This is a genomic window from Streptomyces sp. NBC_00885 (assembly GCF_045207475.1).
In the GTDB taxonomy this organism is placed as follows: Bacteria; Actinomycetota; Actinomycetes; order Streptomycetales; family Streptomycetaceae; genus Streptomyces.
Map to the genome: position 1 here is coordinate 1,085,602 of NZ_CP108796.1, position 14,059 is coordinate 1,099,660.

The 14,059-nt window shown below is 72.2% G+C and carries 12 protein-coding genes; 7 read left to right on the forward strand and 5 right to left on the reverse strand.

Going from position 1 to position 14,059, the window contains the following annotated elements:
- The 4 genes from OHA61_RS05035 to OHA61_RS05050 all read right to left on the reverse strand — a co-directional run bounded on the left by OHA61_RS05035 (position 1) and on the right by OHA61_RS05050 (position 4,231).
- Positions 1 to 435, reverse strand: coding sequence for a roadblock/LC7 domain-containing protein (locus tag OHA61_RS05035; protein WP_324989312.1), 435 nt, complete (start codon positions 433 to 435; stop codon positions 1 to 3).
- Between the two features lie 6 nt (positions 436 to 441).
- Positions 442 to 2,274 carry an ATP-binding protein gene (locus OHA61_RS05040; RefSeq protein WP_406301883.1) on the reverse strand — a complete coding sequence of 611 codons (1,833 nt, stop codon included), beginning with the start codon at positions 2,272 to 2,274 and terminating at the stop codon, positions 442 to 444.
- Between the two features lie 278 nt (positions 2,275 to 2,552).
- Positions 2,553 to 3,737 (reverse strand): MBL fold metallo-hydrolase, encoded by a 1,185-nt coding sequence (locus OHA61_RS05045; protein WP_406301884.1) that lies wholly within the window; start codon positions 3,735 to 3,737, stop codon positions 2,553 to 2,555.
- A 56-nt stretch (positions 3,738 to 3,793) separates the two neighbouring features.
- On the reverse strand, positions 3,794 to 4,231 hold the full coding sequence (locus tag OHA61_RS05050; RefSeq protein WP_406301885.1) for a PPOX class F420-dependent oxidoreductase: 438 nt from the start codon (positions 4,229 to 4,231) through the stop codon (positions 3,794 to 3,796).
- A gap of 134 nt (positions 4,232 to 4,365) precedes the next feature.
- Here OHA61_RS05050 and OHA61_RS05055 point away from each other — a divergent pair, with 134 nt between their 5' ends.
- From OHA61_RS05055 to OHA61_RS05085, 7 genes are all read left to right on the forward strand, one after another.
- A complete protein-coding gene (locus OHA61_RS05055; protein ID WP_406301886.1) occupies positions 4,366 to 4,944 on the forward strand; it encodes a carboxymuconolactone decarboxylase family protein in 579 nt (192 codons plus the stop codon).
- 173 nt (positions 4,945 to 5,117) lie between these two features.
- Positions 5,118 to 6,275, forward strand: coding sequence for an acyl-CoA dehydrogenase family protein (locus OHA61_RS05060; protein ID WP_406301887.1), 1,158 nt, complete (start codon positions 5,118 to 5,120; stop codon positions 6,273 to 6,275).
- 1 nt (position 6,276) lies between these two features.
- The gene (locus OHA61_RS05065; protein WP_406301888.1) at positions 6,277 to 7,983 is read left to right on the forward strand and encodes a thiamine pyrophosphate-dependent enzyme; all 1,707 of its coding nucleotides are present in this window, start codon (positions 6,277 to 6,279) and stop codon (positions 7,981 to 7,983) included.
- A complete protein-coding gene (locus OHA61_RS05070; RefSeq protein WP_406301889.1) occupies positions 7,980 to 9,161 on the forward strand; it encodes a Glu/Leu/Phe/Val dehydrogenase dimerization domain-containing protein in 1,182 nt (393 codons plus the stop codon). Before OHA61_RS05065 ends, OHA61_RS05070 begins: the two co-directional genes overlap by 4 nt.
- A complete protein-coding gene (locus tag OHA61_RS05075) occupies positions 9,158 to 11,548 on the forward strand; it encodes an acetate--CoA ligase family protein (protein WP_406301890.1) in 2,391 nt (796 codons plus the stop codon). The genes OHA61_RS05070 and OHA61_RS05075 overlap by 4 nt, the downstream gene beginning before the upstream one ends.
- Before the next feature lie 4 nt (positions 11,549 to 11,552).
- A complete protein-coding gene (locus tag OHA61_RS05080) occupies positions 11,553 to 12,173 on the forward strand; it encodes a TetR family transcriptional regulator C-terminal domain-containing protein (protein ID WP_324989331.1) in 621 nt (206 codons plus the stop codon).
- Positions 12,174 to 12,281: 108 nt separating this feature from the next.
- A complete protein-coding gene (locus OHA61_RS05085) occupies positions 12,282 to 13,160 on the forward strand; it encodes a carbohydrate kinase family protein (protein ID WP_406307281.1) in 879 nt (292 codons plus the stop codon).
- 63 nt (positions 13,161 to 13,223) lie between these two features.
- On the opposite strand, the gene OHA61_RS05090 is transcribed toward OHA61_RS05085, so the two are convergent.
- A complete protein-coding gene (locus OHA61_RS05090; RefSeq protein WP_406301891.1) occupies positions 13,224 to 14,015 on the reverse strand; it encodes an SGNH/GDSL hydrolase family protein in 792 nt (263 codons plus the stop codon).
- Between the last annotated feature and the right edge of the window lie 44 nt (positions 14,016 to 14,059).

Sequence of the window (14,059 nt, forward strand, 5' to 3'; positions counted from 1 at the left end):
TCAGTGCCCCGCGGCACTCGGCGCCCCGGCCGAATGTCTGGCGGGCGTGGTCAAATACGGCCGCACGCTCTTGACCAGCATCGCCATCTCGTATCCGAGGACCGCGGCGTCCGCCTCCCGGCCGGCGAGCACGGCGAGACAGGTGCCGGAGCCCGCGGTGGAGACGAACAGCAGAGTCGAGTCCAGTTCCACCACCACCTGGCGCACCTCTCCCCCGTCGCCGAAGCGCGCTCCGGCGCTGCGGCCCAGGGAGTAGAGGCCGGAGGCGAGCGCCGCCATGTGGTCGGCGCTGTCGGGGTCCAGGCCGTGCACGGATTTCACCAACCCGTCGGAGGAGAGCAGTACCGCGTTCCGGGTGTACGGCACGCGCTGGACCAGGCCGCTGAGCAGCCAGTCGAGGTCCGAGGCATGGCCGTTCGGCACATCGCTCGCCATGGTGATCTACTCCTTGGAGGTGTTGTCGTGGCGCTGCGGGTCAGGCAGCGGCGCGCTGTCCGCGAGGGGCTGGGACTCTGCCAGTCCGATGCCTCGCTGGAAGGCTGCCATCAGCCCCGGGTCGTGGAGGGCGTGATCGTCGTCCTTGCGGGGCGCCGGGGCGTCCCGCAGCTGGGGGACGAGGTGTTCCTGGCTGCGGCGCTTGGGCAGTTGGGGGCGGCCCATGGCGCCGCGCACCGCATCGGGGGCCTCGGCGGGTGAGCTCGGCGCGGGTGCCGCGTGGTTGACGCCGGCGTGGTTGACGCTCCCCTGGCTGATGTCCCCGTGGCTGATGTCCGAGCGACCGACACCGGGCGTGGCTGCCGCCGGGTTGGGGCGGTCGGCGTGCTCTCCCCGCACGGGGAGGGGGCCCGAGCCGAGGGTGGTGGCGTACACCGGCTCCCGCTGCGGTTGCCTGTGTGGCTGCTGTGGCAGCTGCGGCGGGGAGTGGGGCTGCTGCGGAATCGGCGGGCGTGCCGCGGTCGCCTGGGTGCCCCTCGTCTCTCCCCTCGGGCGCGCCGCGGCTTCCGACACGGCAGCCGCACTGTTCTGCTGGAGTGCGTCGGGCTCGGCGCCGAGGAGCCCCTGCGGGAGTACGAGGATGGCCTGGACGCCGCCGTAGATGTTGGACTGCAGGCGTACCGCGATGCCGTGCCTGCGGGCCAGCGCCGAGACGACGAAGAGGCCGATACGCCCGTCCTGCAGCAGATGGGCGACGTTCACCTGGTCGGGGTCGGCGAGCAGCGCGTTCATCCTGTTCTGCTCGTCCACCGGCATACCGAGGCCGCGGTCCTCGACCTCGACGGCGAGTCCGGCCGTGACGTGCTGGGCGCGCATCAGCACCTGGGTGTGCGGGGCGGAGAACAGGGTGGCGTTCTCGACCAGTTCGGCCAGCAGGTGGATCACGTCGGCGACGGCGTGGCCACGCAGTGTGCCGTCGATCGGCGGCACCAGCTTGACCCGGGGATACTGCTCCACCTCCGCGATCGCGGAACGCAGCACCTCCGTCATGGTGACCGGGTTGGACCACTGCCGCCGGGAGATCGCGCCGCCGAGGACGGCGAGGTTCTCGGCGTGCCTGCGGATGCGGGTGGCGAGGTGGTCGACATGGAAGAGGCCCTTGAGCAGCTCCGGGTCCTCGACCTCGTTCTCCAGCTCGTCGAGGAGCTGGATCTCCCGGTGGACCAGCGACTGGAGCCGCCGGGCCAGATTGACGAAGACCTCGACCTTCTGTTCGTTGCCGACGCTGCTGGAGAGCCGGGATGCCTGCACCACTGCCGCCACGGCGGCGTCGTGCGAGCGGCTCAGCTCCTGCGTCAGCAGGTCGAATTCGTCGCCGTCGAGGGGCGCGGGCAGGGGGGAACGGCGCGCGGGCGGACCCTCTCCCCGTCTGAGCTGTTCGACGACCGTCTGCAGATCGGCCTGCCCGCGTGCGGAGTTGCGGCGCAGGGCCGCACAGCGGTCCAGTACGGACTTGGCCGTGCGGTCCGCGCCGATGGCCGCCGCGGCGACCGCGGCGATGGCGAGCACGGCGGCACCGGCCAGTACGGCCCAGAGTTCGACGGTGGGCCGCAGCCCGGCGGCGCGGATCGTGAAGAGCACGGCAGTCGCACCGCTGAGGGCGACGACGGCCGCCGGCAGCACTGCGGTGCGCTGGAGTTGAGGGCGTATCCGGGCTTCCGGCGACGACGGCACGGGTTGCGACCTTCCGGCTGACGGCAGGGAGCGTGCGCCTGGCCGGCCATGGCGCCCGCCCTCCCGGCGGTCCGGCCGCGCGGCGGGTGCGCGTAATTGAGACATCAGCATCCTTGGTACGTGGGGCCCCAGGAATCGGCGTACTGCAATGCAAGTGGTCAGCTTCGGCTCGACGATAGGCTCGGCGTACGCAGAAAAATCCCATCGTGGATCACCGGGCACACACGGTAGTCGCCAAGAGGGCACGTGCGGAGGGCAGTTGACAAACTTGCCCGCTATTCATTCCCGCTCTGGTATGAGCCTTCGCACGGCAGGCCGAAAACGCGGCTCCCGCCGGGTGTGTCGGCGGGAGCCGCGGGCCGACGGGAGCGAGGCGTCGGGGATCAGGCGGTCGGCGCCACCTCGGGGCTGCTGCCCTTGCCGCCGGAGGCGGCCCAGCCCTGGGCGGGCGCGGTCGCCGCCGCGCGCCACCACAGCTCGGACGGAACACGCTCGGCCGTCGGCTCGAAGGGCTCGCCGGGCCGCGGCAGCGCGACGCGGGCGCCTTCCGCCGCTGCCGCGGCGACCGTGTCCTCGCCGGGCTCGGCCCACGGGTGCGGCGCGAGATTGAACGTGCCCCAGTGGATCGGCAGCATCGCGCCGGACGGCTCGCCGCCCTGGAGATCGAGGTGGGCGCGCATGCCCTCGGCGGGTGTCATATGGATGTCCGGCCAGTATTCGCTGTACGCGCCGATCTGGATCATGGTGGCGTCGAAGGGGCCGTGCTCGGCGCCGATGTCCTTGAAGCCGGGAAAGTATCCGGTGTCACCGCTGTGGTAGACGCGGTGCTCGGGGCCCGCGACGGCCCAGGACGCCCAGAGCGTGTGCTGCTGATTGCGGATTCCGCGCCCGCAGAAGTGCCGGGCAGGTGTCGCGGTCAACCGCAGGCCCGCCACCTGAGCCGATTCGTTCCAGTCCAGCTCGCGCAGCCGGTCGGCGGGCACGCCCCAGTGCTCCAGATGTGCCCCGACGCCGAGAGGCACCGCGAAGATCGTGTCGGTGGAGGCCAGCGCCCGGATGCTGGGCAGATCGAGGTGGTCGTAGTGGTCGTGGGAGATCACGACGACATCGACCGGGCCGAGCTCTGCGAGCGGGACGGGCACGGGGTGCAGCCGCTTGGGCCCGGCGAAGGGGAAGGGGGAGCAGCGCTCACCCCAGACCGGATCGAAGAGCACCCTCCGCCCGTCGATCTCCGCGAGGACGCTGGAGTGTCCCATCCAGGTGAGCCGCAGCCCGGAGGCAGGCGGTTTGGCCAGGTCGGCAAGGGTGGTGGCATGCAGGGGCACATGCCCGACCGGGGAGCGGCGGGCCCGCGCCTCCTTGCGGAAGTAGATCTTGGCGAACTCGATCATGGAACCGCCGGACGGCCTGGTCCTGGCTCCCACGGGGTTCTGGAAGACGCCGTCGGAGAAGTTCGGTGAGCGCTTTATCCGCTCCCACCGCTCGCCGGACGGGTCGGCGCCGAAAGCAGCCGGCCGGAGCGCGCGCAGCCGGGAACTCAGCGGGTTGTGGGGGCCAGTGCCGGTCACGGCACCTCCTGAGGTCGGTGTGGTGTCTTCATTATGTGCGTGGGGTCCGACAGCGGTCAGCCTCGGGGCTGGCCGTATGCCCGTTCCACCCGCAGCCTGAGCACGAGACGTTTGTCGCGGACCATGGCACTGCGGTAGTCGTCCCAGTCCGGGTGCTCGCCGCTGACGTCGCGGTAGAGCGTGATCAGTTCCTCGACCGTTTCGTCGTACGGATCGGCCGCGACCGCGGAGAGCTCGGCGGTGCCCTCGGCGACGGTCCAGGCCCAGCGGTCCCCGCTCGTGACGTGGTACGAGGCGCGGGGGTCGCGGCGCAGGTTCGCGGTCTTGGCGCGGCCGTCCGTGAGCGACACCCTGATGGTCCGCTCCTGCGGATAGTAGAAGTGGTTCACATTGGAGAGCTGGGGCCTGCCGTCCCGCTTGAGGGTGACCAGCACCCCGCCCTTGTGTTCGGCCACCAGCCTGAGCAAGGCGTCCTGCCGCGCGCTTTCCGTCATGACCAGGCAACGCCCGTCCCGGTGCGGGTGTTCCTGAAGATCTTTTCCCGGCCGCGGTTCCAGATGTCACGTCTGGCCACACCCCGTCCGTCGTAGGCGTGAAAGGACACCGTCCACAGCTCAGGAGGCCCGTCATGGCCCGTATCTCCCTCACCCCGCGCCGTTCGCTGCTCTTCCGCCTCACCGAGCGGTACTCCCGGCGCGTGTACGGAATGGTGCTCGACCCCGCCCGTGCGCTGGCCCACAACCCACGGGTGCTCTGGAGCGATCTGCGTTTCGAGCAGTCGGTGGCGAAGTGGAAGCACCTCGACGCGGATCTGAAGGCGCTGGCCGAGATGGCGTCGGCCGCGTCGATCGGTTGCAGCTGGTGCATGGACTTCGGCCACTGGGTGAGCCGGGAGCGCGGCATGGACGTGCGCAAGGTGCACGATGTGCCGGTGTGGCGCGACAGCGACGCGTACACCGCGCTGGAGCGCGATGTCATGGAGTACGCGGAGGCGATGACCGCCAATCCGCCCGAGGTCGGGGACGAGCAGGCCGGGCGGCTGCTCGCGACGCTGGGCGAGGCCGCGTTCGTCGAGCTCACGGCGATCGTGGCGGTGGAGAACCTGCGCTCGCGGATGAATTCGGCGCTCGGTCTGACGAGCCAGGGGTTCAAGGACCACTGCGAGATCGAGGCCCGCGGGGCCGTGCCGGGGTCAGCCTCCGTCTGACCGCCGGCTCGCCCTGCCCGTTCGCCGCCCGTACAGCCGCCCGGTCCGCCGGGCGGACCATCGGGCGGGGCACCGCGCCGGGCATGTTGACGATCATGTTGACACGGGAGCCCACGCCTCCAGATACTGACTGACGGTTCAGTTACTCCGTCCTCGTCGTGCCTGGAGGCACCATGTCCGAGCTCCCCACCGAGCTGGTCCCGCTCACGACCGAACAGCGCGACATCGTCGACGTCAGCCGCGCGTTCGCCCGCGAGGAGATCCGGCCTCGGGCGCGCGCGGTGGACGAGGCGGACACCGAGACACCATGGGATCTGTGGCGCAAGGCCGCCAAGGTGGGCATCACGGGTTTCATGCTCCCCAAGGAGTACGGAGGCGGCGGCTACACCGACGTGTTCACGCAAGTCCTCGTCCAGGAGGAGCTCTGCGTCGGCGATCTCGGCATCGGCAATCTGCTCTGCTCCAACGGCTTCTTCGCCGACCCGCTGCTCGCCCTCGGCAGCGCGGAGCAGAAGCGGACCTGGCTCACGCCGCTCGCAGGCCCGGACACCCCGATGACCGCCCTGGCGACCACCGAGCCGGGCTCGGGCTCGGACGCCGCCTCCATCGTGACGACGGCCACCAGGACCGACGGCGGCTATCTGCTGAGCGGCCAGAAGGCGTGGATCTCCAACGCCGGTGAGGCCGAGCAGTACGTCGTCTTCGCCAAGACCGACCCCTCGCAGCGCTCTCGCGGGGTCAGTGCCTTCCTCTTCCGCAAGGGCACGCAAGGGGTCAGCTTCGGCGAGCCGATGCGCAAGATGGGCCAGCGGGCCATCGTCTGCCGGGAGATCTTCTTCTCCGGCGCCTTCGTGCCCGAGGCCGACCGGCTCGGCGGCGAGGGCGAGGGCTTCCACGGCCTCATGCGGACGTTCGACATCTCGCGCGCGGTGCTCGGCGCGGCGGCGACGGGCGTGGCCCGCGCGGCGTACGAGTACGCACGCGACTACGCCAAGACCCGGCTGCAGTTCGGCAAGCCGATCATCGAGCACCAGGCCGTGGCTTTCCGGCTCGCCGACATGCGCACTCGGATCGAGCAGGCCCGGCTGATGACCTGGCGGGCCGCCAAGCGGCTGGACGCCGGTCTCGACGCGACGACCGAGGCGGCGATGGCGAAACTGACGGCCTCCGAGACGGCCGCGTACTGCACCTGGGCAGCGGTCCAGACGCTGGGCGGATGGGGGTACTCCCGCGAGTTCCCCGTGGAGCAGTGGATGCGGGACGCCAAGCTGGAGGAGATCGAGGAAGGCACCTCGGACATCATGCGGCTGATCATCTCCAGGAGCATGTGACATGGCGTCCACGGCTGTGACGGGCGGCGAAGCCGCCGTCCGGGCACTCGCGGCGCACCGCGTCACCCAGGCCTTCGGCATTCCGGGCACGCACAACCTGGAGATCTACCGGCATCTCGACGCTTACGGAATCGCCCATGTGACGCCCCGTCACGAGCAGGGCGCGGGATACGCGGCCGATGCGTACGCCCGGGTCAGCGGGCGCCCCGGGATCGCGATCACCACCACGGGACCCGCCCTGCTGAACATCGCGGCGGCGGTCGGCCAGGCGTACTCCGACAGCGTGCCCCTGCTCGTGGTCTCGCCCGGGATGCCACTGCGCCACCCGCGCCAGTCGACCGGCCTGCTGCACGAGATGCGCAGCCAGACCGAGGCGCTGCGGGGCGTCGCGGCGTTCAGCCACCGGGTGTCGACGGCCGACGAGATCGGCGCCGCGGTCGCGCGGGCGTTCACGCTCTTCGCCACCGGGCGGCCGCGGCCCGTGCACATCGAGATTCCGCTCGATCTGCTGGAGACCGCGGAGAAGGCGGGTGAGGTACGCGGCGCCCCGGCGGCCGGGACCTTGATCCCCCCTGCCACCGGGCTGCGGGAGGCCGCCGAGGCCCTGCGCACGGCGAGCCGGCCCGCGCTCGTGCTGGGTGGCGGGGCACGCGGCGCGGCGGGTGAACTGCTCGCTCTGGCAGAGGAGTTGAGCGCACCCGTCGTCACCACCGCCAACGGCAAGGGGATCGTGGACGAGTCCCATCCGCTGTCGCTGGGCGTCTCGCTGCACAGCCCGGCAGTACAGAAGTGGCTGACCGAACGCGATGTGGTGCTGGCGGTGGGAACCGAACTGGCCGAGTCCGACCTGTGGTCGGAGCCGCCGCCGCTGGGCGGGACGCTGGTGCGTGTCGACGTGGACCCGGCGCAGATGTACGCGGCGCTCCCTGCGGACGTCGCACTGGTGGGCGACGCGCAGCAGGTGCTCGGCGCACTGCTGGCCGCGTGCAGGGACGCCGGAGCGGGCCGGGGAGCAGGGGGAATCGTCACCGCGCTGCGTCCGCCGCGTGCCGTGGATCTGTGTCTCGTACGGGATGCGGGGAGCGGAGCCGACGACGCGGGGGACGGCTCGCCCGGTGCCGCCGAGGAGGTCGCCGCTCTGCGTCTCGCGCGGGACGCAGAGACCCGGGAGCGGGACGCGCGCTGGCTGCCGTACCTCCGGGCGATCCGCGGCGTCCTCGACGCCGACGCCGTCATCACCTCCGACAGCGCCCAGTGCTGCTACTACGGGGCCCTGCCGCATCTGCCCATCGGCCCCGGCGCCCGCTATCTGCACCCCACGGGATTCGGCACCCTCGGCTACGCCCTGCCCGCCGCGATCGGCGCGAAGACCGCGCACCCGGACCGCCAGGTGATCGCGCTCAGCGGGGACGGCGGGCTGCAGTTCTCCGTGCAGGAGCTCGCCACCGCCGCCCAGCTCCAACTGCCCCTTCCCGTCGTGGTGTTCGACAACGGCGGGTACGGGGAGATCCGCGACGAGATGGCCGCCCGCGGCGACGAACCGGCCGCCGTCGACCTCGCGCCCGTCGATCTGCCCGCCCTCGCCCGCGCCTACGGCGGGCACGGGGTGCACGCCCCCACCCCCGGCGCGCTCGCCACCGCTCTCGCCCGGGCCCTGGCCACCCCGGGCCCCACCGTGATCACCGTTCCCGAGGAGACCGCCCGATGACCACCACTCCCCTGCTGTCGCTCACCTGGACCGACCATGTCACCGGGCGCCAGGGCCATCTGGTGATCGACCGGCTCGTGCGCGGGGTGTCCAGCGGCGGACTGCGCATGCGCGAGGGCTGCACGCTGGAGGAGGTGACCGGGCTGGCCCGCGGGATGACGATGAAGGAAGCCCTGCACTACAACCCCGACGGGCGGTACATCCCGCTCGGCGGCGCGAAGGGCGGCATCGACTGCGACCCGCAGGACCCGCGGGCGTACGGGATCCTCGTGCGCTATCTGCGTGCCGTGCGGCCGTACCTCGAGACGATGTGGACCACCGGCGAGGACCTCGGCCTCACCCAGGACATCGTGGACCGCGCCGCCGAGGAGGCCGGTCTCGTCTCCTCCATCCAGGCCGTCTACCACCTCCTCGACGACGAGGCCTCCGCGCGCAAGCGGCTCGCGGACGCCTTCGCCGTGGAGGTCGACGGCATCGGCCTCGACGAATTGGTCGGCGGCTGCGGCGTCGCCGAGTCGGTCCTCGCCGCGCTCGACCGGGCGGGGGTGCCGTACGAGGGAACGCGCGTCTGTGTCCAGGGACTCGGCACCATGGGCGGCGCGAGTGCCCGCTTCCTCGCCCGCGCCGGGCTGAAGATCGTCGCCGTCGCCGACATCAAGGGCACCGTGGCCAACCCGGACGGCCTGGACGTCGACGTGATGCTGGCCGCGCGGGACTCGTACGGCACCGTCGACCGCAGCGCCCTTCGGCCCGGTGACCTGGAACTGCCGGGCGACGCCTGGCTGTCCGTCGACGCGGACGTGCTTGTCCCCGCGGCCGTCTCGTACGCCGTCGACACGGCCAACCAGGCGCAGATCACGGCCCGCCTCGTCGTCGAGGCCGCGAACATGCCGGTGCTGCCGGACGCCGAGGAGATGCTCGCGCGGCGCGGGATCACCGTGCTGCCCGATGTCGTCGTCAACTCCGGTACCAACGCATGGTGGTGGTGGACGCTGTTCGGGGACATCGACGCCGACGCGGACGAGGCGTTCGCCCACACCCGCCGCTCGATGCGGGCGCTGATCGGCCAGATGCTGGCGCGCGCCGAGGCGGACGGGACGACCCCGCGCGCCGCCGCCCATGCCATCGTCGCCGACCGGCTGCCGGTCATCGCCGAGCGCTTCGGCCGGTACAGATGACGACGTCGCTCGACGCCCTCTTCGACCCGCGGTCGGTGGCCGTCGTCGGCGCCTCGGACAATCCGCAGAAGTGGGGCTATTGGCTCGCGGCCGGAGCGCTCGCCGGGCGCGCCCGCCGCACGGTCCACCTCGTCAACCGGCGCGCCGGCGCACTGGACGGGGTGCCCTTCCTCCCCGGCCTCGCCGCGCTGCCGGGACCCGCGGACCATGTGGTCGTCGCCGTCCCACCGCAGCAGGTGCGGCCCGTGGTGACCGAGGGGCTCACGGCGGGAGCGCGCTGCTTCACGGTGATCACCTCGGGCGGTACGAGCGCCGCCGAGGAACTCGAACTGGCCGAGCTGGTCCGGGCGCACGGGGCACGGCTGCTGGGCCCCAACTGCATGGGCATCGTCGACACCACCAGCGAACTGCGGCTCAGCTGGGGAGAGTTCCCCGCGGGCGGGGTCGGCCTGGTCTCGCAGAGCGGCAACCTGGCCCTGGAGATCGGCCGCCTGCTCGCCCGCGCCGGTCAGGGCTTCTCGCGCTTCGTCTCGCTCGGCAACCAGCGGGACATCGACGCGGCGGAGGCCCTGGAGGCGCTGATCGCACACGAGCCGACGCGGGTGATCGCCGCGTACGTGGAGGACTTCCGCGACGGCCGCAGACTGGCCCACGTCCTCGCGTCGGCGAGCGAGGCGGGCAAGCCGGTGCTGCTGCTGACGGTGGGCGCGAGCGCGGCTTCGGGCCGTGCGGCGGCCTCGCACACGGGCGCGCTGGTGAGCGCCCGCGCAACGGTGGAGGCGGTCTGCGACGACGCGGGCGCGCTCCTGCTGAACACGGCGGGGGAACTGGTGGACACGGCGGTTCTGCTGCTGTCCGGCGTGCCCGCACCGGGTGCGCCGGATCCTGCGGCGCAGCCGGTGGTGCGCCGCGCGGCGACGGATGCAGCGAGAGTCCCTGCCGGGACGTCAAATGCGGCGGCAGAAACCGTGGTTGACCCACCAGCTTCGCCGCAGGCGCCCGCGCAACCCGCCACGACCCCAGCCGATGCGTGCGGCGCGACGGCGAAGCCCGTCGCCAGTCCGCCGGAGGCGGCTCACGCGGCACCTGACCCCTCGCCCGGACATCCGGGGACCGCCCACCCGGCAGCAGACCCCGTCGGCGGGAACGCGCCAACCTCCGGCGCGCCGGCGGACGCGGTCCCGCATCGCACACCACTCCGGGTCGCCCTCGTCGGTGACAGCGGCGGGCAAGGCGCCCTTGCCGCCGATACGTTCGCCGCTCGCGGGCTCGGGATACCGCCGCTCTCCGCCGGCACCGCCGCCGCGGTCGCCCGGCATCTGACCGCCCGCGCGGAGCGCGGCACCCCCGGCAACCCCGTCGATCTCGCGGGCGCCGGTGAGGCCGACCTCGGAAGTTACGCCCGCATCGCGCGCACGCTCCTCGAAAGCGGCGACGCCGATGCCGTCGTCCTCACCGGATACTTCGGCGACTACGCCACCGCCAATCCCGCCCAGACCGACCGCGAGTGCGCCGTGGCCCGTGAACTCGTGGACGCCGCAAGGGATTCGGGCCGTACCCTCGTCGTCCACACCATGGCCCGGGACACCCCCGCCCTGGCCGTCCTGCGGGAGGGGCGCATACCCGTCTACGAGCGCATCGAGCAGGCGGCGACCGCCCTCGCCGCCGTGGCCAGGTGCCGGCACCTGGTGCCGCCGCCCCCACCGGAGCTCCCGCCCGCGGCCCGGTACTCCGTGCCCGACGGAGGATACGAGACCGTGCGCGAGCTGCTCGCCTCGTACGGACTCGCCTTCCCCGACGCGGAGTTCGTCCAGGGCGCCGCGGAAGCCGCCGAAGCCGCACGACACACCGGGTATCCGCTCGTCCTCAAGGCGATGGGGCCGGCCCACAAGACCGAGGCGGGCGCCGTTGCCCTGAACATCGCCGACGAGGGCGCGCTGCGGGCCGCGTTCGCGCGGATGCGGGCCGCCACCGGTGCCGAGAGGTACGCGGTGGAGGTGATGGCGGAACCTGCGAACGCCGTCGAACTGATCGTCGGCGTACGGCACGACCCGGCCTTCGGTCCCGTCGCCATGGCCGGCATCGGCGGAGTAACAGCCGAACTCCTGGCGGACACAGCCGTCGCCCTCGCCCCGCTCACTCCCGAACGGGCCCGTGCCCTGCTGCTCTCGTTGCGGCACGCACCGCTGCTGACCGGCTGGCGTGGTGGTCCGCCCGTACATCTGGACGCCGCGGCGGCCGCCCTGTGCGCCCTCTCCCGGGCCGCCGCCGAACATCCCGAGCTGTCCGAACTGGAGGTGAATCCCCTGCTCGTGCACCCCGGCGGGGCGCTCGCACTCGACGCACACGGTGTACGGGCCGCGTCCAAGATCGGCTGTGTAGGGTGAGCACGTGGCCAGAGTCCGGTTGAACGTGGCGGAGAGGCGTGAGGAACTGCTCGGCGCCGCCGTCGAGCAGATCGAGGAGCACGGCGTGGCGGCCGTACGCATCGCCGATGTCGCCTCCGCGCTGGGGGTGAGCAACGCCCTGGTCCTCTACCACTTCTCGACCAAGGAGAAACTCGTCGCCGCGGCTTTCGCGTATGCCGCAGACGGCGATCTCGCCCATCTGCGCAAACTGCTCGGCCGACGCACCACGGCGCTGCGCCGGCTGCGCGCCGCGGTCCGCTGGTACGCGCCGACGGGGACGGCCAAGGGCTGGCGCCTGTGGATCGAGGGCTGGGCGGCCGCGCTGCGGGAACCCGCCCTGCGCGAGGTGGCCCGCGATCTCGACCAGCAGTGGAAGGCCGCACTGACCGAGGTCATCGCGGAGGGCGCGGCGGCAGGCGAGTTCCCGTGCGAGGACCCGGCGGCAACGGCCTGGCGGCTGACGGCGTTTCTGGACGGGCTCGCCGTGCAGATGACCTCGTACGCGGGGTCGCTCTCCCGTGCCGCGATGCTGGAGTGGACCGACGAGGCCCTCGCCCGTGAGCTCGGCGTGGAACGCGAGGCGCTGACAGCCGCCGCCCGCTGACCCGCCCGCCGGTACGCCGAACCGGCTGGGCAGTCATACTGGGCGACTGTGTCTCATCTGTCGCAGCATCAGCAGACCGGTCAACTCCCCTACAACACACAGGATGTGCTGGTCGTCGGCGGCAGCGGCGTCGACACGGTCGTCCGCGTCGACTCCCTGCCGGTTCCGCTCGCCGACTCCGTCGGCGTCGGCCCGATCCGCGAATGGCCCGGCCACACCGGCGGCAATGTGGCACTCGGCTGCCGGGCACTGGGACTGAAGGTCACGCTGCTCGACTACATCGGCGACGACTGGCCCGGACGCCAGGTCCAGGACCGGCTCGCCGCCGGCGGGGTGGACTTCGAGCCGCTCATCTCCCCGGCCGGTACCCGGCGCGCGGTCAATCTCGTCGATCCCTCGGGCCGCCGGATGTCGTTCTACGACGCCCGTGATCCTGAGGAGTTGCGCATGCCGCGCGAGGTCTACCTTCCCCATCTGCGCCGGGCCCGCCATGTCCATCTCTCGATCGTGAACTTCGCTCGGTTCCTGTACGACGACATCGAGAAGCTGGGCGTCCCGGTCTCCACCGATCTGCACGACTGGGACGGACTGGCCGACCACCACCGGGAGTTCGCGCTCCGCTCGGACCTGGTCTTCCTCAGTGCGGCGGGCGCGGGCGAGCGGATCGCGTCGGTGATGCGGGAGATCCTGCGCGACGGACGGGCCGAGGCCGTGATCGCGACGGCCGGTGCGGGAGGCTCGTATCTCCTGACCCGCGACGGCAGCAGCACCCCCCGCCCGGTCCCCGCGGTGGCGCCGCCCGCCCGGGTGGTGGACTCCAACGGCGCGGGCGACGCGTATGTCTGCGGCTTTCTCTACGGGCGGCTGGCGGGCCGTGATCTGGAGCAGAGCGCCCGGCTCGGCGCGCTGGCGGGCGCGCACGCCTGTACGGGCGAGGGCAGTACGGCGCTGATCGGCGCGCCGGAACTCCTGGCGGCTCAGACCTGACAAACGGCCGCCGAGCCGCGGGGCCGCCGGGCCGACCCCGCGGGGCGCTTCACCCCGCCGCTGTCACAGGGGCAGCAGATTCGGCCGCTTGGCCTCCACGTGGTCGCCGGAGCTCTCACCGCGCAGCCGGCGGCCGATCCACGGCACCAGATGCTCCCGCGCCCACTGGATGTCGTCGCGGCGCACTTCGAGCGTGCCACGGGGCGGCAGCGGCGGCCACGGCTGGTCGGGGTTGGCGGGCACCTCGATGCCGAGGACCTGGGCTGCGCGCAGCGCGACCCGGGTGTGCCCCTCGGGGGACAGATGGAGCCGGTCGGCGTCCCAGGCGCGCCGGTCCTGGACGGACCTGAGCGACCACAGATCGAGTACGGGACAGTCGTAGCGGTCGGCGATGGCCCGTACATGCGCGGTGTACATGGCGATCTTGCCGCGGAGATGGCGCAGCACCGGCACCCCGCGGGTGTCGAAGCCGGTGGTCACCATGACCGTCCCGACGGCGCCGGTGAGGTCGGCGACCGCGCGCTCGAAGCGCTCGGCCACGTCGTCCGGGTCGGTGCCGGGCCGGATGATGTCGTTGCCGCCCGCGCAGAACGTCACCAGGTCCGGGGCCAGTTCCATCGCCCTTGGCACCTGTTCCTCGACGATCTGGTCGAGCAGGCGCCCGCGCACGGCGAGGTTGGCGTACCTGAAGGTGTGCTCCGGCATCCGGTCGTCGAGCAGCACCGCGAACCGGTCCGCCCAGCCGACGTACATCCCGTCGGGGCCCGGGTCGCCGACGCCTTCGGTGAAGCTGTCACCGATCGCCGCGTACGACCCGAATCCGCCGCTGTTCTCTGTTCTCGAATCGTCTGCCACAAGTACTGATCCTCCCCTTACGGATGTGACCTACGCGACCGTAA